The 20,840-nt window shown below is 65.8% G+C and carries 23 protein-coding genes; 8 read left to right on the top strand and 15 right to left on the bottom strand.

From position 1 onward, the window contains the following. Nucleotides 1–257: 257 nt before the first annotated feature. The gene (locus JHD67_RS10990; RefSeq protein ID WP_199099226.1) at nt 258–815 is read right to left on the bottom strand and encodes an isoprenylcysteine carboxylmethyltransferase family protein; all 558 of its coding nucleotides are present in this window, start codon (nt 813–815) and stop codon (nt 258–260) included. Between the two features lie 224 nt (nt 816–1,039). Here JHD67_RS10990 and JHD67_RS10995 point away from each other — a divergent pair, with 224 nt between their 5' ends. Together JHD67_RS10995 and JHD67_RS11000 are read left to right on the top strand one after the other, a co-directional pair. Continuing rightward, the gene (locus tag JHD67_RS10995) at nt 1,040–2,482 is read left to right on the top strand and encodes an MFS transporter (protein WP_199099227.1); all 1,443 of its coding nucleotides are present in this window, start codon (nt 1,040–1,042) and stop codon (nt 2,480–2,482) included. After that, nucleotides 2,479–2,919, top strand: a complete 441-nt coding sequence (locus tag JHD67_RS11000) for a MarR family transcriptional regulator (RefSeq protein WP_199099228.1) — start codon at nt 2,479–2,481, stop codon at nt 2,917–2,919. The genes JHD67_RS10995 and JHD67_RS11000 overlap by 4 nt, the downstream gene beginning before the upstream one ends. 149 nt (nt 2,920–3,068) lie before the next feature. Here the strand turns inward: JHD67_RS11000 and JHD67_RS11005 are convergent, their stop codons facing one another. Together JHD67_RS11005 and JHD67_RS11010 are read right to left on the bottom strand one after the other, a co-directional pair. Further along, nucleotides 3,069–4,568 (bottom strand): YifB family Mg chelatase-like AAA ATPase, encoded by a 1,500-nt coding sequence (locus tag JHD67_RS11005; RefSeq protein ID WP_199099229.1) that lies wholly within the window; start codon nt 4,566–4,568, stop codon nt 3,069–3,071. A 161-nt stretch (nt 4,569–4,729) separates the two neighbouring features. Beyond that, nucleotides 4,730–4,978: an accessory factor UbiK family protein gene (locus JHD67_RS11010; protein ID WP_199099279.1), complete on the bottom strand. Its 249-nt coding sequence runs from the start codon at nt 4,976–4,978 to the stop codon at nt 4,730–4,732. 191 nt (nt 4,979–5,169) lie between these two features. Between JHD67_RS11010 and glnK the strand changes: the two genes are divergently transcribed. Beyond that, a complete protein-coding gene (glnK, locus tag JHD67_RS11015; RefSeq protein WP_199099230.1) occupies nt 5,170–5,508 on the top strand; it encodes a P-II family nitrogen regulator in 339 nt (112 codons plus the stop codon). A gap of 10 nt (nt 5,509–5,518) precedes the next feature. Here glnK and JHD67_RS11020 read toward each other — a convergent pair whose 3' ends face one another. Both JHD67_RS11020 and gpmA read right to left on the bottom strand, forming a co-directional pair. After that, complete coding sequence (locus tag JHD67_RS11020) at nt 5,519–6,028, bottom strand: DUF1453 domain-containing protein (protein WP_233171810.1); 510 nt, start codon at nt 6,026–6,028, stop codon at nt 5,519–5,521. 127 nt (nt 6,029–6,155) lie between these two features. Next, nucleotides 6,156–6,899, bottom strand: coding sequence for a 2,3-diphosphoglycerate-dependent phosphoglycerate mutase (gene gpmA, locus JHD67_RS11025; protein WP_199099232.1), 744 nt, complete (start codon nt 6,897–6,899; stop codon nt 6,156–6,158). A gap of 151 nt (nt 6,900–7,050) precedes the next feature. Between gpmA and JHD67_RS11030 the strand changes: the two genes are divergently transcribed. Beyond that, nucleotides 7,051–7,713 (top strand): hypothetical protein, encoded by a 663-nt coding sequence (locus JHD67_RS11030; RefSeq protein ID WP_199099233.1) that lies wholly within the window; start codon nt 7,051–7,053, stop codon nt 7,711–7,713. A 75-nt stretch (nt 7,714–7,788) separates the two neighbouring features. Here the strand turns inward: JHD67_RS11030 and hemF are convergent, their stop codons facing one another. Further along, the gene (gene hemF, locus JHD67_RS11035) at nt 7,789–8,691 is read right to left on the bottom strand and encodes an oxygen-dependent coproporphyrinogen oxidase (RefSeq protein WP_199099234.1); all 903 of its coding nucleotides are present in this window, start codon (nt 8,689–8,691) and stop codon (nt 7,789–7,791) included. 90 nt (nt 8,692–8,781) lie between these two features. Next, the gene (locus JHD67_RS11040) at nt 8,782–9,432 is read right to left on the bottom strand and encodes a YdcF family protein (protein ID WP_343214349.1); all 651 of its coding nucleotides are present in this window, start codon (nt 9,430–9,432) and stop codon (nt 8,782–8,784) included. 213 nt (nt 9,433–9,645) lie between these two features. Here JHD67_RS11040 and JHD67_RS11045 point away from each other — a divergent pair, with 213 nt between their 5' ends. Genes JHD67_RS11045 through JHD67_RS11055 form a run of 3 tightly spaced genes read left to right on the top strand, consistent with a single transcriptional unit; the run spans nt 9,646 to nt 12,394 of the window. Continuing rightward, nucleotides 9,646–10,845, top strand: coding sequence for a beta-ketoacyl-[acyl-carrier-protein] synthase family protein (locus JHD67_RS11045; RefSeq protein WP_199099236.1), 1,200 nt, complete (start codon nt 9,646–9,648; stop codon nt 10,843–10,845). Continuing rightward, nucleotides 10,842–11,639, top strand: a complete 798-nt coding sequence (locus tag JHD67_RS11050; RefSeq protein WP_199099237.1) for a beta-ketoacyl synthase chain length factor — start codon at nt 10,842–10,844, stop codon at nt 11,637–11,639. The genes JHD67_RS11045 and JHD67_RS11050 overlap by 4 nt, the downstream gene beginning before the upstream one ends. Further along, nucleotides 11,636–12,394, top strand: coding sequence for a glycosyltransferase family 2 protein (locus JHD67_RS11055; protein ID WP_199099238.1), 759 nt, complete (start codon nt 11,636–11,638; stop codon nt 12,392–12,394). The genes JHD67_RS11050 and JHD67_RS11055 overlap by 4 nt, the downstream gene beginning before the upstream one ends. Before the next feature lie 43 nt (nt 12,395–12,437). Here the strand turns inward: JHD67_RS11055 and JHD67_RS11060 are convergent, their stop codons facing one another. The 6 genes from JHD67_RS11060 to JHD67_RS11085 form a co-directional block, all read right to left on the bottom strand. Continuing rightward, nucleotides 12,438–12,875 (bottom strand): phosphotransferase, encoded by a 438-nt coding sequence (locus tag JHD67_RS11060; protein ID WP_199099239.1) that lies wholly within the window; start codon nt 12,873–12,875, stop codon nt 12,438–12,440. After that, a complete protein-coding gene (locus tag JHD67_RS11065; protein ID WP_199099240.1) occupies nt 12,859–15,177 on the bottom strand; it encodes an MMPL family transporter in 2,319 nt (772 codons plus the stop codon). Before JHD67_RS11065 ends, JHD67_RS11060 begins: the two co-directional genes overlap by 17 nt. A gap of 2 nt (nt 15,178–15,179) precedes the next feature. Further along, the gene (locus JHD67_RS11070; protein WP_343214350.1) at nt 15,180–15,803 is read right to left on the bottom strand and encodes a LolA-related protein; all 624 of its coding nucleotides are present in this window, start codon (nt 15,801–15,803) and stop codon (nt 15,180–15,182) included. After that, on the bottom strand, nt 15,751–16,704 hold the full coding sequence (locus JHD67_RS11075; RefSeq protein ID WP_199099242.1) for an acyltransferase: 954 nt from the start codon (nt 16,702–16,704) through the stop codon (nt 15,751–15,753). The genes JHD67_RS11070 and JHD67_RS11075 overlap by 53 nt, the downstream gene beginning before the upstream one ends. Next, nucleotides 16,701–17,000: a hydroxymyristoyl-ACP dehydratase gene (locus JHD67_RS11080; RefSeq protein WP_199099243.1), complete on the bottom strand. Its 300-nt coding sequence runs from the start codon at nt 16,998–17,000 to the stop codon at nt 16,701–16,703. The genes JHD67_RS11075 and JHD67_RS11080 overlap by 4 nt, the downstream gene beginning before the upstream one ends. A gap of 189 nt (nt 17,001–17,189) precedes the next feature. After that, nucleotides 17,190–17,459: a phosphopantetheine-binding protein gene (locus JHD67_RS11085; RefSeq protein ID WP_199099244.1), complete on the bottom strand. Its 270-nt coding sequence runs from the start codon at nt 17,457–17,459 to the stop codon at nt 17,190–17,192. 90 nt (nt 17,460–17,549) lie between these two features. Here JHD67_RS11085 and JHD67_RS11090 point away from each other — a divergent pair, with 90 nt between their 5' ends. Further along, entirely contained in the window at nt 17,550–18,536 is a 987-nt protein-coding gene (locus tag JHD67_RS11090; RefSeq protein ID WP_199099280.1) for a pteridine-dependent deoxygenase, read from the top strand. A 3-nt stretch (nt 18,537–18,539) separates the two neighbouring features. On the opposite strand, the gene JHD67_RS11095 is transcribed toward JHD67_RS11090, so the two are convergent. Beyond that, on the bottom strand, nt 18,540–19,337 hold the full coding sequence (locus JHD67_RS11095; protein WP_199099245.1) for a DUF4850 domain-containing protein: 798 nt from the start codon (nt 19,335–19,337) through the stop codon (nt 18,540–18,542). Nucleotides 19,338–19,451: 114 nt separating this feature from the next. Next, nucleotides 19,452–20,825, bottom strand: coding sequence for a bifunctional UDP-N-acetylglucosamine diphosphorylase/glucosamine-1-phosphate N-acetyltransferase GlmU (gene glmU, locus JHD67_RS11100; protein WP_199099246.1), 1,374 nt, complete (start codon nt 20,823–20,825; stop codon nt 19,452–19,454). Nucleotides 20,826–20,840: the final 15 nt, after the last annotated feature.

Below are 20,840 nucleotides of genomic sequence, written 5' to 3' on the forward strand. Positions count from 1 at the left end.
CCCCCCCCCCCCCCCCCCCCCCCCCCCCCCCCCCCCCCCCCCCCCCCCCCCCCCCCCCCCCCCCCCCCCCCCCCCCCCCCCCCCCCCCCCCCCCCCCCCCCCTTCTACTGCCCCGGCGACCACCGAGATCTACACCCGAACGTTGTCGTCGGCAGCGTCAGATGTGTATAAGAGACAGGTGTTGCGTTGACCGTCTGAAGTCGCAGCCTTGAGTTGTTCATTCGGATCGCGAAACACCAGGGGCTGCAACCGTCGCATTACCAGACGAAAGGTAGGAACCGCTTCACCCGTGCTGCGTACGGTCGATAGTCGGGGAAGGCACCGTTGAGCGCGTTCTCTTCTACATGGATGCGATAGAGAAACCCGGGCAGGGTGAACACCGTGAGCAGGATCATCGCGATCCCGTTGCCCAGCGCCAGACCCAGCCCGACAAAGCCCAGCCAGCCGCCGAAGTAACCGGGGTGCCGCACGAAGCGATACGGCCCCGCGATCACCAGCCGGTGATCGCTCTGCACCGCCACGTTGGCCGAAAAGAATTTCCGCAGCGTCCACATGCCGGCCCAGCGGATGCAAAAGCCCGTAAGCATCACGGCGATGCCGAAGATTTTCAGTGCAGGTGTAAATGCCAGCGCGCCGATGCCCAGGAAATAGAGGGCTATGGACAGCCAAGAAATGATCATATTGCTGCCGGCCAGCAAGGCGAGCGAGCGGTCATCCACGTTCTTGCCGCTGCGGTCACGTGCCGTGCGGAGGATCAAGGGTTCGGAAAAGAACCAGAGAGCAAAAAGCGCCACCGCAACGGTTTCGATCTTCATGGCATCCCCTTTACGCGCTAACTATGCACCGTACTTGAATACATAGTGTGTGCCGATGGTTCACGGCACACACAAACTGAGACGCCCTGGAAGGCTCGAACTTTGGAGTTCCGTCCAGTGTCGGCTTGGGCCGAAGCACCCGGCCCGCGCCAAGCCATGGGTGGCGCACACCGGCGAAGCAGCATCCTATTGACTCTAAAAGGTTGTGAATCAACAATTATTACATGAATACAACCATTGCCGACTCCGGTCGAAGCGCAACGCATCCGAACCTCATTCTGGGCATCTGCTGCCTGAGCCTGCTGATGGTCGCCATGGACGCGACCATCGTTAACGTTGCGCTGCCATCGATCCGACGCGATCTGGTCGCCTCGATATCGGGACTTCAGTGGGTGATCGATGCGTACACCATGGTGGTGGCAAGCCTGCTGATGTTGGCCGGATCGATGGCCGACCGCTTCGGCCGACGCCGCGTGTTCCAGACCGGCATGGCGCTGTTCATGCTGGGCTCGCTGCTATGCAGTATCGCCCCCAACATCCAGGGCCTGGTGGCGTTTCGCATCGTGCAGGCGCTGGGTGCGACGATGCTTAATCCGGTGGCCATGTCGATCATCGCCAACACGTTCCACGAGCCGAAAGCACGCGCACGCGCCATCGGCGTGTGGGGCGCGGTCGCCGGTGTCTCGATGGCGCTGGGGCCGGTGATCGGCGGCGTGCTGACCGAAAGCATCGGCTGGCGCTCGATCTTCTGGGTGAATCTGCCGGTGGGCGCCGCCGCGATGTTGTTGGCAGCACGCTACATCCCCGAGTCCAAGGCACCGCACCCGCGACGCGTGGATGCCGTGGGGCAGTTGCTGGTGTTCGTGATCCTGGCCACGGTGACGTATGCGGTGATCGAGGGTCCTCACGCCGGCTGGCGCTCGCCGACGATCATGGGCCTGTTCAGCGCCTCCGCGCTCGCACTGATCGCCTTGCTGATCTACGAACCTCGACGCCATGAACCGCTGATCGACATTCGCTTCTTCCGCAGCGCGCCCTTCAGCAGCGCCACCTTGATCGCCGTATGCAGCTTCTCGGCGTTCTCCGGCTTTCTGTTTCTCAATGCACTGTACCTGCAGGAAGTACGCGGTCTGTCGGCCTTTCAAACCGGCCTATGCACGCTGCCGCTCGCCCTCGCCACCATTCTTTGCTCGCCGCTCTCCGGGCGACTGGTCGGCACGTACGGCACGCGTCCCTCACTGATGGCCTCCGGCGTCGCCACCATCACCAGCGCGTTGCTGATGACGCAGTTGACCGCCACCACACCGCTGCCCTGGTTGTTGTTGACCTATGTGATCTTCGGAGTCGGCTTCGGCATGGTGAATGCGCCCATCACCAATACCGCCGTATCGGGCATGCCCAAGGCCCAGGCGGGTCTTGCTGCAGCGGTGGCGTCCACCAGCAGGCAGATCGGTGCGTCACTGGGTGTCGCGCTGGCAGGCACCATTCTGGGCACACACATGCATCATGGATTCGCCGAAGCCTCTCATCCGTTCTGGTGGCTGGTGACCGGCGGCGGCGCGACCGTGCTGTTGTTGGCGTGGCTTTCCAATACACGCTGGGCACACGAGACGACGCGGCATGCGGCGCATTTGCTGGAAGAAGCCCCCGCGGGAGCGGCGGCATGACTGGACACGCCCCCAACGGCAGCGCTGCCGATAGCGTGTGGCAGATGCTGGTCAGCCTGGTGTGGGAAACCCGCGGTGAATGGCGTCGCAAGGTGAGCGATGCCACCGGCCTGCCTTTCAGCCGCGTGCGTATCCTGCGACGACTGCTCGACGCGCCGCTAACCTTGAGTCAACTGGCCGAGATGACCGGCAGCGATGCGCCAGCCACTACTGTCGCGGTGAACGATCTGGAAGATCGTGGCCTGGTTGAACGCCGACCGCACCCGGAGAATCGCCGCGCAAAACTGGTGTCGCTCACGTCCGCAGGCCGCCAGCTCGTGGAGCTGGCCCAACGCACGGTTCATGACGATGCACCGCTGGCCGTCCAGCGACTATCCGCAACCGATCTCGCTCACCTTCGTCGGATTCTGCAGCAGATAAGCCAGCACGAGCAGTAGGCGGCACACAGGATCGCGCCGGGTGCTTCACCTCACTTACCTCAGTCGCGCTCATGGGCGCTCCACTGCAAGCGGCCGTTATGACGTGGCGGCAGAGTGTGGAACCACGCTCGCCATGGGCAACGTGGGAGCAATGCTGTTGCGTCGCTTCAGAGGCGGCGATAGGTCAGCGCTTCAGCGAGGTGCGAGCGATCGAGCAGGGCGGCGCCGCCATCCAGATCGGCGATAGTGCGGGCCACACGCAGGGTACGGTGATAGGCGCGTGCCGACAGGCCCAGGCGCTCCAGCGCAGCATCGAACCAGCGGCGCTCGGCCGGCCCCAGCGCACAGTCGCGCTCCAGTTCGCGGGTGCTGATTTCCGCGTTGGAGCGCCCCGCACGCATCAACCCGTGATGCCGCGCCTTGATCACGCGTGCGCGAACGGTAGCGGAGTCCTCGTCATGCGGCCCGCGCAATGCACCCAGCTCGCCCAGTGGCACGCGCGGCACGTCCACCGCCAAATCGATGCGATCGAGCAACGGGCCGGAGATGCGGGCGCGATAGCGCCGCACCTGATCGGGTGTGCATTGGCAGCACTGGCGCGGATCACCGGCATAGCCACAGGGACATGGGTTCATCGCCCCGACCAACTGGAACTGCGCGGGAAAGGTGGATTGCCGGGCGGCTCGGGAAATCACGATGTGCCCGGACTCCAACGGCTCGCGCAGCACATCCAGCACGTGGCGACCGAATTCGGGCAACTCGTCGAGGAACAACACGCCGTTGTGCGCCAGCGAGATTTCGCCGGGCCGGGGCAGCGCGCCCCCGCCCACCAAGGCCACCGCCGAGCTGGTGTGGTGCGGCGCCCGGAACGGGCGGCGACGCCACCGGGCAGGATCTACCGACTGGCCCGCCACCGAAAGTACCGCGCAGGTCTCCAGTGCTTCGGACTCAGTGAGAGGCGGCAGGATGCCGGGCAGGCGCTCGGCCAGCATGGTCTTGCCGGTACCCGGCGGCCCCATCAGCAGCATGTGGTGACCGCCGGTGGCGGCAATCTCCAGCGCACGCCGCGCTTGCAGCTGGCCGCGCACGTCCAGCAGATCCGGCGCGCCTGTTTCGGTGATCTGCGTCGACGCCTCGCCCGGCATGGCCAACTCCTGCGCACCGCGCAGCCAGCCGCATACTTCGGCCAGGGAGTCGGCGACCAGGACATCGGCATCGGAAACGAGCGCGGCCTCGGCGGCATTGGCCCGCGGCACGACCACCCGCCGCCCGCGCGCCCGCGCCCGCAACAAGGCCGGCAGCACGCCGGATACGGCGCGCAACGCACCGGACAGCGCCAGTTCGCCGAGAAATTCGCAGTCGTCGAGCTTTTCGCGCGGTACCTGGCCGCCTGCCGCAAGGATACCCAGGGCGATAGCCAGGTCGAACCGGCCACCGTCCTTGGGTAGCTCGGCCGGGGCCAGGTTCACCGTGACCTTGCGATTGGGGTATTCGAAGGCGGTGTTCTGGATGGCGACACGCACGCGATCGCGCGCCTCGCGCACGGCAGCTTCAGGCAAGCCGACAATATTGGTCCCGGGCAGGCCGCCGGACAGATGCACTTCCACCATGACCTGGGGTGCCGCCACACCTTCCTGGGCACGACTGAGCGTGACCGCGAGACTCATGGGGCCGACGCTGAATGACCAAGCCGAATGCGGCTAGCGGATTCAGACATGGAGCGGTTCCCTCGCGCGGCCTGCATGAAAATAGCCGCCCCCGACCGTTCTCGGGGTGAGGGTGACAAATCGGGGGCGGCTCCCGGGACGTGGGCCCGCGCTGCGCCCCCTTAGGTGGCAGCACCGGCCTCGAGTTCGGCGATTCGTTTCTCCAGGGCCTCCACCTTGGCGCGGGTGCGCGCCAGGAGTTGAACCTGGACATCAAACTCTTCGCGTGTGACTAGGTCGAGGCGACGCAATCCTTGCGCCAGGACATCGCTGAAGTTGGTGCGCAAATCCTGGTGCGCCTGAGCCAATCCTGATGGAACCAACGAAACAAGACGCTGGGCAAGCTGATCAATACCCTGCCTATCCATCATGGATAGCACCTCGAACTCGTCGAAAGTAAGTGTAGATTCATAAAGTGAAATGCCACTATCGGCATGCTCCGTCACGTGTTGTAGGTATTTTCCTACACGAGGGGGTCCCAGGCGACAGCTCCGGGGTCGCGCAGGCAAAATGGCGGTCTGGCGGCACGCGTGCCGGGACCCAACGATTGGAAGGAAAGCTCATGAAGCTGGTGGTGGCGGTCATCAAGCCGTTCAAGTTGGATGATGTGCGCGAAGCCCTGGCCGAAGTGGGCGTGCAGGGCATCACCGTAACCGAAGTGAAGGGCTTTGGCCGTCAGAAAGGCCATACCGAGCTCTATCGCGGCGCGGAGTATGTGGTGGATTTCCTGCCCAAGATCAAGCTGGAAGTGGCGGTAGCCGACGAGCAACTGGACCGCGTGGTGGAAGCCATCCAGCAATCGGCACGCACTGGCAAGATCGGCGACGGCAAGATCTTCGTCACCCCTCTGGAGCAGGTCATCCGCATCCGCACGGGCGAGATGGACAGCGACGCCCTGTGAGCACCAGGCCTCAGGCTACCGCCTGGGCCTGTTCGAAACGCCGGTGATGCACCAGCAAGCCGGCGTTGTAGCAAATGTAGTAGCCAATCATCAGCCCGAAGATCGCCAGGGTCAGCGGGCTGTTGCCCATGGCCGGCCCCGAATGCGTCACGGACGGATCTTGCAGCTGAGGCATCACGACCAGGAAGCGCCAGGCCAGACGGGCCACCAGCAACACAGTGAGCAGGCCGCCGATCCAGGCATTGGGAATGTACAAATCCGCGCCATCGGCGCGACGCTCGAAGCGGGTCAAGCGCAAGCCGACGGTGCCCAGCGCGGCACCGGCAAACACGCCGCCCAACAGGCCTTCCAGCAGCTTGAGGTTGTGCAGTCCGCTCACCGCCAGCAGCACGCCGATCACGGCGAAAATGACGATGCGCGCCATCATGCGCTTGCGCCGGATCGGCTGACGGCCAAAGCTGCCGCGCACGCGGCGCCAAATGGCAAACACCATCAGCGGAATCATGAGGGCGTAGATCATGTTCGGGGTCATGGCGGCGCTTCGCGTGGAAAGTGTGCGCAAGCTTAGCGGCGGACCCGCGGCGTGGCGATTGACGCGCCATAGCCATCGCGGGTGACGTCTGTCACCCGCGAGGTCGTCTCCTGGCTTACTTGGCCTTGCCCTGGTTGGCTACGGCGGCCATCTTGGCGGCGATGGCGGCGGCGTCGCCCAGGTAGTAATGACGGATCGGCTTGAGGTTGGCGTCGAACTCGTACACCAGCGGCACGCCGTTGGGGATGTTGAGTTCCACGATTTCCTCCTCTGACATCTGATCGAGGTACTTCACCAAGGCACGCAGCGAGTTGCCGTGAGCGGCCACCACCACACGCTGACCGGAACGGATGGCCGGCGCCAGTACGTCATGCCAGTAGGGCAGCACGCGATCGACGGTGTCCTTCAGGCACTCGGTATCGGGAATCATCGAGGCATCCAGCCCGGCGTAGCGCGGGTCGGTCACGGCTTCGTTGCTGGCGCGATCGAGCGGCGGCGGGGGAATGTCGTAGCTGCGACGCCACACCTTCACCTGGTCCTCACCGTACTTGGCCGCCGTCTCGGCCTTGTTGAGGCCGGTAAGGCCGCCGTAGTGGCGCTCGTTGAGGCGCCAGTCGGTCACCACCGGCAGCCACATCTGGTCCACCCCATCCAGCACGCCCCACAGGGTGCGCACGGCGCGCTTGAGCACCGAGGTATGGGCCACGTCGAAGGCATAGCCTTCGGCCTTGAGCAGGCGACCGGCTTCGGCAGCCTCGGCCTTGCCCTGTTCGGTGAGGTCCACGTCGGCCCAGCCGCTGAAGCGGTTGTCGAGGTTCCACTGGGACTGGCCGTGACGGATGAGTACGAGCTTGTACATGGCGGGAATCGGTGGCGGGAAACCTGAAATGGTGAGGCCCGGCCCCAGGCGCGTCAAATGGAGGCCGGCCCCGTGTCGAAGGTCATGCTAAACCCGGCGCCGCGCGGGTGCATCCTAGCCAGGTCATTTCTATTCTTTGGGGAGCCCTGTCATGCGCCGTACTCTTATCGCCCTCGCTTTTGCCCTGGCCTTGCCCGTAGCGGCCCACGCCTGGGACAACGACGTCAGCAAGGTCAATGGCACCGTCCGCGTGGACTCGGGCCAGCAGGCCGGCAATGTCAGTACCGTCAACGGCGCCGTGCACATCGGCGATAACGCCACGGTGCAGAAGGCGAGCACGGTCAATGGTTCGGTGGACATCGGCGACAAGTCGCAGGCGTCGCTGATCGACACCGTCAACGGCTCGGTCACACTGGGCGCCAACAGCCGTGTCACCAGCACCATCGGCACCACCAATGGCGGCGTGCGCCTGGGCGATCACGCGGAAGTGGCGGGCAAGGTGAGCACGGTCAACGGCACCATCAGCCTTGCTGCCGCGCACGTGGGTGACGGTATCCGCACGGTGAACGGCGATATCAACGTGGGCGCCAATTCGCATGTGGAAGGCGGCATCCTGGTCGACAAGCCCGGCGGCTGGTTTAACTGGAACAGCAATAGCCGCCTGCCGCATATCGTGATCGGCCCGCACGCCGTGGTGCAGGGCACGCTGGAGTTCCGCCGCGAGGTGGTGCTGCAGGTGAGCGACACCGCCCAGATCGGACCGGTGAAGGGCGCCACGCCGGTGAAGTTCAGTGGCGACGCGCCGAAGGAATAAGGCGACCTCTTCCAACCGAAGGGCGTGGCGGTCGTCATTCGCGGCAACGGGCCAATGACGACCAAGCCGTCGACCTCACACCCAGTCGCGCGGCTTGAGGTAGTCGGAAAGCCGCGCTTCGGCCGAATCCGGCTCGGGCTGATAGGCATACTCAAAACGCACCCGCGGCGGCAGGCTCATCAGGATGGATTCCGTGCGGCCGCCCGACTGCAGGCCAAACAGCGTGCCGCGATCGTAGACCAGATTGAATTCCACGTAGCGGCCGCGACGGTATAGCTGGAATTCGCGCTCGCGCTCGCCATATGGCGCGTCCTTGCGACGCGCCGCAATGGGCAGGTAGGCATCGAGGAAACCCTGGCCCACGTCGCGTGTGAACGCAAAGCAGCGCTCGAAGCCGCCTTCGTTCAAATCGTCATAGAACAGGCCACCCACGCCGCGTGTTTCACTGCGGTGCTTGAGATAGAAATAGTCGTCGCACCATTTCTTGTAGCGCGGGTAGACCTCTTCGCCGTACGGCGCGCACAGGTCGCGGGCCACGGTGTGCCAATGCACCACGTCCTCGTCGTGCGGATAAAACGGGGTGAGATCGAAGCCGCCCCCAAACCACCACACCGGCGCCACGCCTTCCTTGCTGGCCTCGAAATAGCGCACGTTGGCGTGCGTGGTCGGCACGTGCGGGTTGCGCGGATGCAGCACCAGCGACACCCCCGTGGCGACGAAGCTGCCGCCGGCCAGGTCCGGACGATGCGCGGTGGCGCTGGGCGGCAACTGATGGCCGTAGACGCGCGAGAAGTTCACCCCCGCCTGCTCGAAAAGGGCGCCATCGCGCAGTACGCGCGTGCGCCCGCCACCGCCAGCCGGACGCGTCCACGCGTCTTCCTCGAAACGGGCTTTGCCGTCGAGCTGCTCTACAGCGGCGCAGATGCGGTCTTGCAGCGCACGCAGGAAAAGTTCGGCTTGGTCGGCTTGCTGGCTCATCACGCGGTCCGTGGTCGTGGTCAAAACGCGCCAAGCTTAGCAAGCGCCGCCGCGCGCACCGATGCGGCCGGGCGTCGCGTCGGTGCGGCCCTAGCTCATTCGCTCCACGATGCGCCGATGGCCGATCAACCGCCCCCACCGCACGCCCACATCGATCCACATGAGATAACCCGACTCGGTCAGCAGGCGCAGCAGATTGCGGCGGTCAAGCCTGAACTCCGGCTCGGCCGCCACGGGTACGCTGTCAAAGCCCAGGCGGCGCGACAACAACAGGCAACGGGCCAGGTGATAGCGACTGGTGACCAGTGCCACCGGCGGCAAGCTGCGCATCAACGGACCATCTTCCTGCAACAGGCTGCGTGCGTGACGCAGGTTTTCCAGCGAATCGACCGACGCCTGCTCCAGTTGCAGAATCACCCCGGGCGGCAGCCCATGTTGGCTCAGCCAGGCCTGCCCGGCGGCGGCCTCACTGAGGCTGCCGCCGCTGCGACCGCCCAGCAGCAGGACATGCTCGGTCTGCTCGGCCCGCATCAACGCCAAGGCCCGTTGCAAGCGCTGCTGGTAGTCGCGCTCGGGCTGGTCGTCCACCAGCCGGCGCCCGAATACCAGCACGGTCATCGGCCGCGCCAGCGTAAGCGGGCTGCGCGCCGCCACGCGCCAGACGTGGATGAGATAGCCCACCCACAGCAGGCCCAGGCTCAACACCAACGCGAGCAGCGTTATCACGACCGCATGCAACACATCGCGATCGCTCAGGTAGCGCCAGGGACCACGTTTGAGGGGAGCAGTGAATGGCGACACGGCGGCAGGCAGGGCGGGGCGCGAAAGCGCCGATGGAGGAGTGTGCGCAGCGGGCCAGCTGGGCGCAATTGCCCCAGCGCAAAGATGAACGCTACCCGGTACGCGGACCGTCCGGGCATAGGCAATGGGGCGGTCGCTGGGTAGGCTGAACGGATGTCTGTTCCGTTCCAACCCTTGGCCGTCCGTACCTATACGGCCACCTCCGCCCTGGGCCGAGGGCTTGACGCACATTACGCCGCGCTGGTCGCCTCGCGCAGCGGGCTCCGCGCCAACGATTTCAGCAGCGCGCCGCTGGCGTGCTGGATCGGCCGCGTGGATGGCGTGGAAGACGCCGCGCTACCCGCCGCGCACGCCGCCTGGGATTGCCGCAACAACCGCCTGGCCTGGCTGGGCCTGCAGCAGGATCACTTTCTCGAACAGGCGCTGGACGCTCGCCTGCGCTATGGCGCGGCACGCGTAGCCCTGGTGCTGGGCACCTCCACCGCCAGCATCGGCGCCACCGAGGAGGGCTACCGTACGCTGGACGCGGACGGCCGCATACCGCCGGAACTGCGCCGGCCGTTGATCCACGCGCCGCATTCGCTGGCCGGCTTCGTGGCCGAGGCGCTGGGGCTGGAAGGCCCGTGCCTCACGGTTTCGACCGCCTGCTCCTCCAGCGCCAAGGTGTTCGCCCATGCCGAGCGGCTGATCCGCCTGGGCTTGGCCGATGCCGCCGTGGTCGGTGGCGTGGACACGCTATGCGACAGCGTACTGTTCGGCTTCAACGCACTGGAGCTGGTGTCGCCCGAACCCTGCCAACCGTTCGACCAGGCGCGCCGCGGCATCTCCATCGGCGAAGCCGCCGGTTTCGCCTTGCTGGAACGCCTTGATGCCGCGCCCCAAGCGCCTCGCTTGCTCGGCTATGGCGAATCCAGCGATGCCCATCACATGTCCACGCCGCCGCCCGATGGGCTCGGTGCCGAACTGGCGCTGCGCGCCGCCCTGTCCCGGGCCGGCCTGCGCGCCGAGCAGGTCGACTACATCAACCTGCACGGCACCGCCAGCCAGAAGAACGACGAGGTGGAGGCGGCGCTGATTGCACGTACGTTCCCCATCCACACCCGCGCCAGCTCTACCAAGGGCTTTACCGGCCACACGTTGGGCGCGGCGGGCATCCTGGAAGCGGCCCTTGCGCTACAGGCCATCGAGCGCGGCCTGATACCGGCCAACCTCGGCGCGCGGACCCCCGATGCCGTCTGCGGCCCGCAGTTCGCCTGGGAGAGCGAGCAGCGCCCCGTGCAGGTGGCGCTGAGCAATTCGTTCGGCTTTGGTGGCAACAACGCCTGCCTGGTCTTCGGTGGAGCGCCCGCATGAGCATGCTCACCGTGTATCTGGATGGCATCGGCCTGTGGTCACCGGCGCTGGCGGATTTCGCGGCGCTCAAGGCACAGTTGCACGGCCAGGACACGCCCGCACCGGCCGTGCGACCGCCCGCTGGCCTGCTGCCTGCCAACGAACGCCGACGTGCGCCGGAAAGCGTGCTGCTCGCGGTCGAAGTCGCCGGGCAAGCCGTGCAGATGAGCGGCTATGCAGCCGCCGATCTGCCGTGCGTCTTCAGCTCCGCCTATGGCGATCAGCTGATCTCCGACTACATGTGCGCCACGCTGGCACAGGCGCCCACCGAGCTGTCGCCCACGCGCTTTCACAACTCCGTGCACAACGCACCCGCCGGTTACTGGACCATCGCCACCGGCTGCCACGCCGCCTCCAGCGCCATCAGCGCCGGCCGCGCCAGTGTAGGCGCCGGCTTACTGGAGGCAGCGAGTCTGTGCATAGCGGAACAACGCCCGGTGTTGTTAGTCTGCAGCGACATCGCCGGCGCTGGCCCCTTGCTCGACATGAGCGCCACGCGCGTCAGCTTTGGCTGTGCCCTGGTAATGGCCCCGCAAGCCAGCGCGCATAGCATGTATCGCCTGTCACTCAGCCTGCATCCCCATGCTGGCGACCAGCTGCGCCCGGCGCCGCCCACCGGGGCGTGGTACGAAGACAACCCCATTTCCGCATCGGCATGGCCGCTGGTGCAAAATCTTGCTCGTGGCGCTGGAGAGAACATCCTCGCCGCGGCCGAAACCCTGGCTCTGCGAGTTGTCATGGAGACGCCTGCTTGAATACAACCGATGTCCGCTGGTGCGTGCTGATTCCCTGCCTCAACGAAGAGGCGGCGATCGGCCGTGTCGTGCAATCCGTGCTGGCACTCGGTGTTCCGGTGATCGTGGTGGACGATGGATCAGACGATCGCACGCCGGAGATCGTGAGTGCATTGCCGGTAACCCTGCTGCGCCACCCGCAGCGGCGCGGCAAAGGCGAAGGCCTGCGTACGGGCTTTCGCGAAGCGCTGCGCCAGGGCTACGACGCCGTGCTCACCATGGATGGCGACGGCCAACACCTGGCCAGCGATATTCCGCGCATCGCCGCGGCCGCACAGCGCTATCCCCACCACATCGTGATCGGTGCGCGTTTGCTCGATCGCGAGCAGCAACCCAAAAATCGGCGGCGCGCCAATGCCGTGGCGGATTGGGGCATCTCCTGGGCATGCGCCCAACCGGTAGCCGATACGCAGAGTGGCCAGCGCTGGTATCCGCGCGCCGCACTGGACCTGGTGGATTTGCCGGCCGAAAACTTTGTGTTCGAGGCGGCCATCCTTATCGCCGCCACGCGAGAGAAGGGGCTTGGCGTCGTATCGGTACCTATCGCCTCGCGCTATCAGGGCGAGTTCCGCCTGAGTCACTTCAGCCCGGTGCGCGACGTGGCACGCATCACGTTCTATACGGTGGGCCAGTTGGTCCGCCACGGCGATGTCGTGGCCAGCTATCGACGCTCCCGCGCCTCACGCCCGATCGTGTTCGACACCGCCGTCACCTGATCGCACACCGCGACGCCATGCGATGCAAGCCGGGCATCCGCGGTTAACCGCGGGTCGGATGGATCACCGCCGCGCGGCCGCTCACCAAGAGGCGGCCGCCCTGTTCTATGCGAAACGCATACTGTGCGCCGGCATCGTCCGCGTAGAGTGCGTGTGCATGGACGTCCAAACGCCCGAGCGACGCCTCCACGTACTCCACGGCAAGCGTCACCTCGCGCAGGCTCACCAGACGCCCCGGGCGTACGGCTTCACTGCCTCGATGGCGTGCCAGCAAGGCGCCATGCACGGCCATGGCCTGCGCACCGTATTCGGCCAGATGCACCGCATGCAGCCCTGATTCACCGCGCAAGGGCTGATCTTCGCGCGCGTGACTTTCGCTGATGGCGTGAATATCCGCCTCGTCCCAGGCCAGCACGGCGTCCAACAGACACATGCTGCCCTGGTGCGGAATCAGGTGAGCCCAATCAGTCTTGGCGAGCATGCGGAGCCATCAGGATGGAAAGACAGAAATGGAATGCCACACCCAGGCTCACGGTCAAGCCAATGGCGCGCAGCACCGGAATGGAACTCCAGGCCAGCATGCCAAACACCAGCAGCGCCGAGAGCACGCACACGAGGGTGGCATGCAGGGTGCGTCGCTGCTCGTTCAGGTCACCGGTATCGCGTTCGAAGAACAACGCGTAATGCAGTCCCAGGCCGGCAGCGAGAATCAAGGCTACTAGATGGAACAGCGATATCTCGACGCCCGCGATGCGCTCGACCGCCAGCACCAGAAATGTCGCCAGTGTCATGGGCGCCAATACATGCCAGGCGCGGCGCAGGCTGCGCAACGACAGCGTAATAGTCAACACGAGCAGCACCGTAGCCACCCACAAAGCCTGCAGAATACGAGCACGGTAGTCCACCACCAGCGATTCGGCGGCCGCCTTCAGGTCGAGCACGCGCACCGCATCGCCCTGGGCTTGGGCCCATTGCTGTAACGCGGCCACGTCATGCACGCCGCTCACCGTACCCAGACCCAACCAGCGCCCATCGCGTTGCTGCAACATGGCTGCCAGGCGTTGCCCCAGCGGCGAGCCCTCAACGCGTGCGGGCTCCAATAGCGGCAACCCACGCGCCTGCTCCACGTCGTTCACGAAGGGCGCAAACAATCCCGGCTGAAACGGCAACCCCTGCTCGGCGTCGGCCAGTGCCCGCTCCAGCGCGGCGCGATCCGGCAATGCCTGCTGACGCGCCCGCTGCACGGCGTCGCTGGGCAGATAGCGCGAGGGCAATTCGATGGCATCCACCACATGGCGGGCCTGCAGCGCAGTCGCCGATGTCTCCAGCGCTTCGGAGAGGCGCAGTACGTCCTGTTGGCTGGGTGCCTGCAGCACCAACAGATAGCGCACATCCGGCGCGCCCAAGGCGGCACGCAGGCGCGCGTCGCGTTGCAGCAGGTCACGTGGCAGCGGTGTCAGCGCCGATAGATCGTTCTGCCAGAACGGCGGCTGCGCCGCCACCAGCATGACTACCGTAGCCAGCGCTACGAATAGCGGCAGCCAACGTGGGCGCGGCAACGCATCCACCCACCGACGCGCGGTGACCAGCCAAGGCATGTGTGCCACGTCGCGTACGTGCGTGGGCAACAGATACGGCAGCAGATAGCGCGTACTGAAACCGGCGACCAGCAAACCCACCACGGTGAATACGGCGAGCTGGCGCAAGCCGTTCACACCCGATGCGTAGAACGCGAGGTAGGCAATGCATGCCGACATGATGGCGGTAAGCAGCAGCGGCCATAGATCGCGCACGCTCTGCACCGCATCTTCGCCAGCGCGGCGGTGGCTGAGCACGCGTATGGGATATTCCTGGGCTACGCCCAGCAAGGTAAAGCCAAACGCCAGGGTGATGCCATGCACCTGCGGATACAGCACGATCAGGGCCAGCATGCCCGCCAGCGCGGCGCTGGCGATGGGCAACGCCGATAGCAATAGCGACGCCACGCTACGGTAGGCAAGCAGCAAGAGCAGGATGAAACCCACGGTGGATACACGACCGATCCACTCGGCCTGTCCGCGTGTCTGCGCATTGGCGACCACGCTGAAATACCCCGGGCCGCTGAATGCCAGCGTTGCCCCCGCGCGCGCCGGCAACGCGTCGAAGGCGCGTTGGATACCGGCGACCGCATCAGCCTGCGCGCCGGGATCAAAGCCCGCCGCACGGGTCTGCACCACCAACAAGGCCTCACCTTGCGCGGAAAACCACACGCCCTCGCGCAGTTCCGGCGACGTGGCGGGGGTCCAGCGCTGGGCCAGTTGCAGCACCTCGAGCGTGGGATCACGCGGCAGCAAGCCCTTCAACAGACTGGCCGCGGGTGAGGAGAGATCCTCCAGTCGTTGCTCCAGCTGATCGCGCAGAAAGGGCGCGTCCAGCCGCTGTTGATCGAGCGTGGGCGAGAGCAGGTAGCGATAAGGCAGCAACGTATCATCCAATGCGGCCATGTCGAAGCTGCCATTGAGCACCTGGGTGTAGCGCGTATCGTGGCGCAGGGACTGCACCAAGCCTTGGCTCAACGTGGCCAGCGCGTCATCCGGGGCGCCGCCGATGGCCAGCAGCAGCAAGCGCGAGCCCGGACCTTCGCCCACTTGCTCCATCAACAAGCGCTGGTCAGCCGTGCTGGGTGCCGGCATGAAGCTGCGCAGATCGGTACTCACACGCAGTCGCTGTACCACCACCACGGCGAGAACGGCCAACAGCGCCAACCAACCCAGCAGCAGGAACCATCGACCGCCGCGCCGCATGCTCAACCGCCCTGACAAAGCGCCACCAATCCTTCGCGTGTAGGTGCGGCCGGCATCCTGGCCGCCAGTTCGCCCAGCAGGTCCACCGCGAGGTCGCCATCGGCTTCCTGCATACGCAGGCAGCGTGGCTCGTTGCCACGGCCATCGATCTCGATGCGACTGACCGTGCGCACCAACTTGGGATCGCGCGGAATCAAGGTGAGCGTCCAGTGGGTAGCGTCCGTGCCGCTACGTTGAATGGTGAACGCCTGCTCCAACCGCGCCGGATCGCCTCCAAGCAAGGCCACGAAGCTATCCAGCAGCGCCTGCAATTGCGGTGCGCGCTTGAGCGAGAAACGGCGGGGCTCGCGACCTTCGCGTTGCTGCGTCACTTCGCCATCGGCAATGGTCGATAGTTCACGGTGTGGTTGCAGCAGCTGGCGCTCCAGCCTGTCACCGCCGAGCCACGACAACTGGCCCGAAACCACCAATGGCTGGTCCAGCATCTTCATGAAGCGCGCCTCGGCAAACGGCGTGCGCGCGGGGGCGGGGCGGCCCAGCGCGCTGACCAGCTCGCGCGCGGTGGCGGCGTCCTCAGGCGCCGACGCGTTCGCGTACGGCGACAGCGTCAGGCTGCACAGGAGCACCCACGTCTTGCTGCCAGAAATCATAGAAGTTGAACCAGTTATAGGGAGCGACGTGGACAAAATGTTCCACGCGATGGGCGTAGCGAGCGAGCCATGCATCCAGGGCGCGCGCGCGATCGTGGCGCGGCACCTGCACTTCATCGGCGAAGGGCTCGAAGATCAGGCGATAGTGATTGCCGCCTTCGTACAGGCCAAAGCACAACATCACCGGCACACGCAGCGAGTGGGCGAGCAGCCAGGGACCCACGGGAAATGGCGCCGGCTCGCCCAGGAAGGGCGTGCGTCGCAGCACTTCGTGCTCGCGACCGCGGTCGGCGAGCAAGGCGACCATGGCGCCCTGGGCGCAGGCCTCGGACATCGCCAGCGTGATGGACGCGCCACCTTGCGAAGCATCGATCACGCTGGCACCGATATCGGGCGCCAGTGCTTCGAGCAACTCGGTCATGGCCGGCGTCTTTTGCTTGTCCAACACCACGCGCAGCGGAAGATCGGGACGTCGCGTGCTGAGCACACGCAGCGCCTCGAAGCTGCCTTGATGCGAGCCGATCAGCAACAAGCCACGCCCCTGCGCGATGCAGGTTTCCAGCGCATCCAGACCCTCGACCTGTATGTCGAAGCCACGCTCGCCATGCGCCAGCAGGTAGATGCGATCGAGCAGGGTGGCGGCGAAGCAATGAAGGTGTTTCATCACCTGCCAGGCGGATACCGGCCGGCCCAGCACGCGCTCAAGAAAGCGACGCGAGGCGATACGTTCGGGGCCGCGCCGCACGTAGAAGTAGAGCGTGATCGGATACAGCAACAGCCGACTCAGCGGACGACCGCCATGCAGCGCAATGCTGCGGATCAACCACAGCGCGCGGCGACCGCCGCCTTCCGGACGACGCTGCCAATGCTCGCTCATGCCGCCCCCACCACGCTGCCGCGCGCCAGCAGCTGGTCATCGCGGTGGACCTCGAAACGCACGCGTCCCTGCACGTCGCTCAGTACGATCCGGGCCGCTTGATCCGGCAGCAAAGGCGCTACGAACTTCGCCTCGACGATGCGGGCCAACCGTTCCCCCCGCCAGACGCGCAGCGCCTGCGCCACGTGGTCGAGCAGCACCACGCCCGGTACCAGCGGCGCGCCCGGGAAATGTCCCGGCAAGCTGGGATGCCCCGCACTCACGCAGAACGTGTGCTCGAACGTCGACGTACTCATGACGCACCCGGCTCCCGGCCACACCACGGTGCACCGGCAGATGACGCGGAAAGCGTTAGCCCGCGTGGCGATGTGGCTATCGGTGAAGAGGCGTCGGAGGACAACATGCGGGGCTCAACCTGTTCGCGGAACGTCGAATGACGGCGGCCGGTGAAGGCCGCACGCGAGACACATCATGCCCGATGCAAGTTAAACGGCACGATGCTGTTCGACGTGCGCCGACAGGGTGCTCAGGCTGGTGAAGATCTGACGGTTTTCCGGGTTGTCCGAGCGCAGCTGGAAGCCATAGCGCTTGGACACGGCCAGCGCGATCTCCAGTGCATCAATGGAGTCCAGGCCCAGATCTCCGCCGAAAAGGGGCGCATCGGGGTCGATCTGGTCCGCCGTGACCGAGTCCAGGTTGAGGCTCTCCACGATCAACAAAGCCAGTTCGTGTTGTGCGGCGGTCTGCTCAGCCATGCCTGATTCCGGACGATTGCATGCGCCTCTCCCCCAGAGGCAGCGGCCGGCGAGTGTAACATGACCCCCTCCTACCCCCGGCTTGATTCCATGGTTCAGGGTTGTGAAAACGTAAGGCTTGCGGGGCGCCGGGCACCCCTGGTGACCTATCGGGCAGGCGATCCGGTGACCTTGCTGGCCGAACCGGGCACGCTGGCGGCCCTGGGCTTTGGCTCGGGCGCACCGGCCAGCGCCGATTCACGCTGGCTGACCATCGCCCTGGAGAGTTTCCACGCCCCGGCGCCGGTCGAGGTGTGGCAGGTCGAGGGGCCCGTGAGCCACGGTCGCGACGGTGAACTACGGTGGTCCGCTGGCGCCGGCTGGTTGTTCGCCGCCATCGAACTGGATGAGGCCATGCACGGCGGCCCCCGCGATACCGCCGCCGCGGCTTACCGTGCGCTGGGTGCGTTTCTGCACGCGCGCCCGGAACGCCATGTACAGCGCATCTGGAACTACCTGGGCGCGATCAATCAGGGCGAGGGCGATGCGGAGCGCTACAAGGCGTTCTGCGAAGGGCGCGCAGCCGGCATGGGTGATGTCTTCGCCGATGGCTTTCCGGCCGCTACGGCCATTGGTCATCACGCTGGCCACGCGCATCTGCAGGTCTATCTACTGGCCTGTGACAAGGCCGGTCAGCGCGTGGAGAACCCGCGCCAGGTCAGCGCATGGCGTTACCCGCGCCAGTACGGTCGCACGCCACCCAGCTTCGCCCGCGCGATGGCGCTGCCCGGCGGCGATGCGCTGGCCATTTCCGGCACGGCGGCCGTGGTCGGCCACGCCTCCGCGCATCAGAACGACCTGCCCGCCCAACTGGACGAAACCCTCACCAACCTCGAAGCCCTGCTGACCAGTGCGGGCATGGCCGCTGGCTTTGACACCCAATCACCCCTCAAGGCCTATGTGCGCCACCCCGGCGATGCGGCGACCGTGCACGCTTTTTTGCAGCAACGCCTGCCTGGCGTGCCGGTGCTGATGCTGCATGGGGATATCTGCCGCAGTGAACTCCTGGTGGAGATCGACGGCTGGCGTTACGCCTGAAGCTCAGCCCGGCCACCCCTGCGGTGAATGGCAGGCAGGAAAGGCCTGCCGAAAACTATCGATCACGAACGCAGACAGATCGGGCTTGCCGCCCGGTAGCGCCGCGTAGACCGCAGCCACCGCAAGATCCCCCTTTGGGCTATCCAGCGCATTCACGGGGATACTGCTCAGCACCGCGGCCTGCACGGTGAGCCCGGCCGCGCGATAGCGGAACAACGCGGTGCAGTCATCCGGACGCGACTGCCAGCTCATCACCGGATTGGTTTGTCCAAGATTGGCGGCCGCCCCGCCGCTTACATCTGCCAGATGCTCACCGGCGCCCGGCAACAAACCATTCGCCACCTCGAGCATGCAGCCCAGGCAGGCAGGAACGACGGTGTAGGAGAGCCAGCCGGAGCTCGCTCCCGCAGCTGCGGCGAAGGTATACACCGCGCCACCGTCCACCCCGATCGCGGCGCGCTGTACGTGCCAGCCGGCGGGCACGGGCATCCAGCCCACGGTATTGCCGTAGAACCATTGCACGCGATCGTGCAGGGCAGCGGGCGCATCGAGCGGCAGCGTTGGAAGCTTGGCCGAATCAGGTCGCAGCCAATCACCGAGACCGGAGTTCACGTCGATCAGTGTCACCGTGTGCGCGCCGACCTGGGCGGTGCGCAGGGCGTAATCCTTGCCAAGCGCCGACGTAAGCTCAGGTGTCGAAGGCAATTCACGCACACCGGTTTCGGCATGCAGCAACGGCACGCATACAGCCAGCAGACCCGCGCCGAGCCACCGCAACCAAGGACAATCGAGCACACGCATGGCACGCTCCCAAGCGACCGCTGGGCGCAGCTTACACGCGCGCCCAGCGTGCGGAAGCGGTATAGGCCGTCAGGCCTAAGCCTGCATCAGGCGTGTCCCGTTGGCGCGGGAAACCTAGGCCTTTTTGGTCGGGCGCTTCCAACCGCCCAGCGTCAGTTGGCGCGCACGTGCCAGCGTCAGTTCACCGGGCGGCGCATCCTTGCCGATGACCGAACCGGCGCCGATGGTGGCCTGGGCGCCGATGGTCAGCGGAGCCACCAGGGCGCTATTGGAGCCGATGAACGCACCATCGCCGATGGTCGTGAGGTGCTTGTTCACGCCGTCGTAGTTGCAGGTGATGGTGCCTGCGCCGATGTTCACGCCGCTGCCGATCACCGCATCGCCGAGATAGCTCAGGTGGTTGGCTTTGCTGCCCTCGCCCAGGCGCGCCTTCTTGGTTTCCACGAAATTGCCTACGTGTACACCCGCCGCCAGTTCCGTGCCGGGGCGAAGACGCGCGAACGGACCGATGGTGCAGGGGCCATGCGTCACCACGCCATCCAGGTCGCAGTGCGCCTGCACCACGGTGCCGGCGGCCAGACTCACATCCTTGAGCCGCACGAAAGGGCCAATGCTTACGTCATCGCCCAGCGTCACCTGGCCTTCGAAGATCACATCGATATCGATCTCCACATCCATGCCGGCCTTTACGGTGCCGCGCACATCGATGCGCGCCGGATCGGCCATACGCACACCTTCCAAGGCGAGCGCTCGGGCGGCACGCAGGCGATATTGCTGCTCCAGCTCGGCGAGCTGCCAAGGATTGTTGGCACCGGCCGCCTCGTATTCATCCGCGCATTCCACACAGGCAGCCGCGCGATTCTCCTCGGCGGCCATCGCGAAGATATCGGTGAGGTAGTACTCACCTTGCACGTTGTTGCGATCGAGTTTGGACGTCCATCGCTTCAAGGCCTGCGCATCGGCCGCGACAATGCCGGTATTGATCAGATTGACCGCGCGCTGGGCGTCGTCCGCGTCCTTCTCCTCCACCACGGCGCGCACAAGGCCATTGCCGTCGCGCAACACACGGCCGTAGCCGAACGGCTGGGCGACACGCGTGGCGAGCAAGGCCACCGTACCCTCGGCCGCCACCAGACGCTGCAAGGTTTGCGCACGCGTGAGCGGCACATCGCCGTAGAGCACCAGTACGACTGCCTCGTCCGGTACATCCAGCAGCGCCTCGCGCACCGCGTGACCGGTGCCCAAACGCTGGGATTGCAGCACCCAACGCAGGTCTGCCTCGTGCTCGAAGGCCGCATGCACCTGGTCGCCGCAATGGCCGTACACCACATGGATCGCCTGTGGCTTCAGAGCGCGCGCCGCCTCCAGCACGTGTGCAAGCAAGGGGCGCCCGGCCAATGGCATCAGCACCTTGGCCTTCTTCGACTTCATGCGCTTGCCCTCACCAGCGGCGAGGACGATCACGTGCAGCGGGGCGGCGTTGTTCATGGAGATGCCTATAGC

This window comes from Dyella sp. ASV21 (assembly GCF_016428975.1).
GTDB lineage: Bacteria > Pseudomonadota > Gammaproteobacteria > Xanthomonadales > Rhodanobacteraceae > Dyella.

Excerpts from the sequence above, each read along its gene's own strand:
- JHD67_RS10990 (WP_199099226.1), bottom strand. The coding sequence starts at position 815 with ATGAAGATCGAAACCGTTGCGGTGGCGCTTTTTGCTCTCTGGTTCTTT.
- JHD67_RS10995 (WP_199099227.1), top strand. The coding sequence starts at position 1,040 with ATGAATACAACCATTGCCGACTCCGGTCGAAGCGCAACGCATCCGAAC.
- JHD67_RS11000 (WP_199099228.1), top strand. The coding sequence starts at position 2,479 with ATGACTGGACACGCCCCCAACGGCAGCGCTGCCGATAGCGTGTGGCAG.
- JHD67_RS11005 (WP_199099229.1), bottom strand. The coding sequence starts at position 4,568 with ATGAGTCTCGCGGTCACGCTCAGTCGTGCCCAGGAAGGTGTGGCGGCA.
- JHD67_RS11010 (WP_199099279.1), bottom strand. The coding sequence starts at position 4,978 with ATGATGGATAGGCAGGGTATTGATCAGCTTGCCCAGCGTCTTGTTTCG.
- glnK (WP_199099230.1), top strand. The coding sequence starts at position 5,170 with ATGAAGCTGGTGGTGGCGGTCATCAAGCCGTTCAAGTTGGATGATGTG.
- JHD67_RS11020 (WP_233171810.1), bottom strand. The coding sequence starts at position 6,028 with ATGATCTACGCCCTCATGATTCCGCTGATGGTGTTTGCCATTTGGCGC.
- gpmA (WP_199099232.1), bottom strand. The coding sequence starts at position 6,899 with ATGTACAAGCTCGTACTCATCCGTCACGGCCAGTCCCAGTGGAACCTC.
- JHD67_RS11030 (WP_199099233.1), top strand. The coding sequence starts at position 7,051 with ATGCGCCGTACTCTTATCGCCCTCGCTTTTGCCCTGGCCTTGCCCGTA.
- hemF (WP_199099234.1), bottom strand. The coding sequence starts at position 8,691 with ATGAGCCAGCAAGCCGACCAAGCCGAACTTTTCCTGCGTGCGCTGCAA.
- JHD67_RS11045 (WP_199099236.1), top strand. The coding sequence starts at position 9,646 with ATGTCTGTTCCGTTCCAACCCTTGGCCGTCCGTACCTATACGGCCACC.
- JHD67_RS11050 (WP_199099237.1), top strand. The coding sequence starts at position 10,842 with ATGAGCATGCTCACCGTGTATCTGGATGGCATCGGCCTGTGGTCACCG.
- JHD67_RS11060 (WP_199099239.1), bottom strand. The coding sequence starts at position 12,875 with ATGCTCGCCAAGACTGATTGGGCTCACCTGATTCCGCACCAGGGCAGC.
- JHD67_RS11065 (WP_199099240.1), bottom strand. The coding sequence starts at position 15,177 with ATGCGGCGCGGCGGTCGATGGTTCCTGCTGCTGGGTTGGTTGGCGCTG.
- JHD67_RS11075 (WP_199099242.1), bottom strand. The coding sequence starts at position 16,704 with ATGAGCGAGCATTGGCAGCGTCGTCCGGAAGGCGGCGGTCGCCGCGCG.
- JHD67_RS11080 (WP_199099243.1), bottom strand. The coding sequence starts at position 17,000 with ATGAGTACGTCGACGTTCGAGCACACGTTCTGCGTGAGTGCGGGGCAT.
- JHD67_RS11085 (WP_199099244.1), bottom strand. The coding sequence starts at position 17,459 with ATGGCTGAGCAGACCGCCGCACAACACGAACTGGCTTTGTTGATCGTG.
- JHD67_RS11090 (WP_199099280.1), top strand. The coding sequence starts at position 17,550 with ATGGTTCAGGGTTGTGAAAACGTAAGGCTTGCGGGGCGCCGGGCACCC.
- JHD67_RS11095 (WP_199099245.1), bottom strand. The coding sequence starts at position 19,337 with ATGCGTGTGCTCGATTGTCCTTGGTTGCGGTGGCTCGGCGCGGGTCTG.
- glmU (WP_199099246.1), bottom strand. The coding sequence starts at position 20,825 with ATGAACAACGCCGCCCCGCTGCACGTGATCGTCCTCGCCGCTGGTGAG.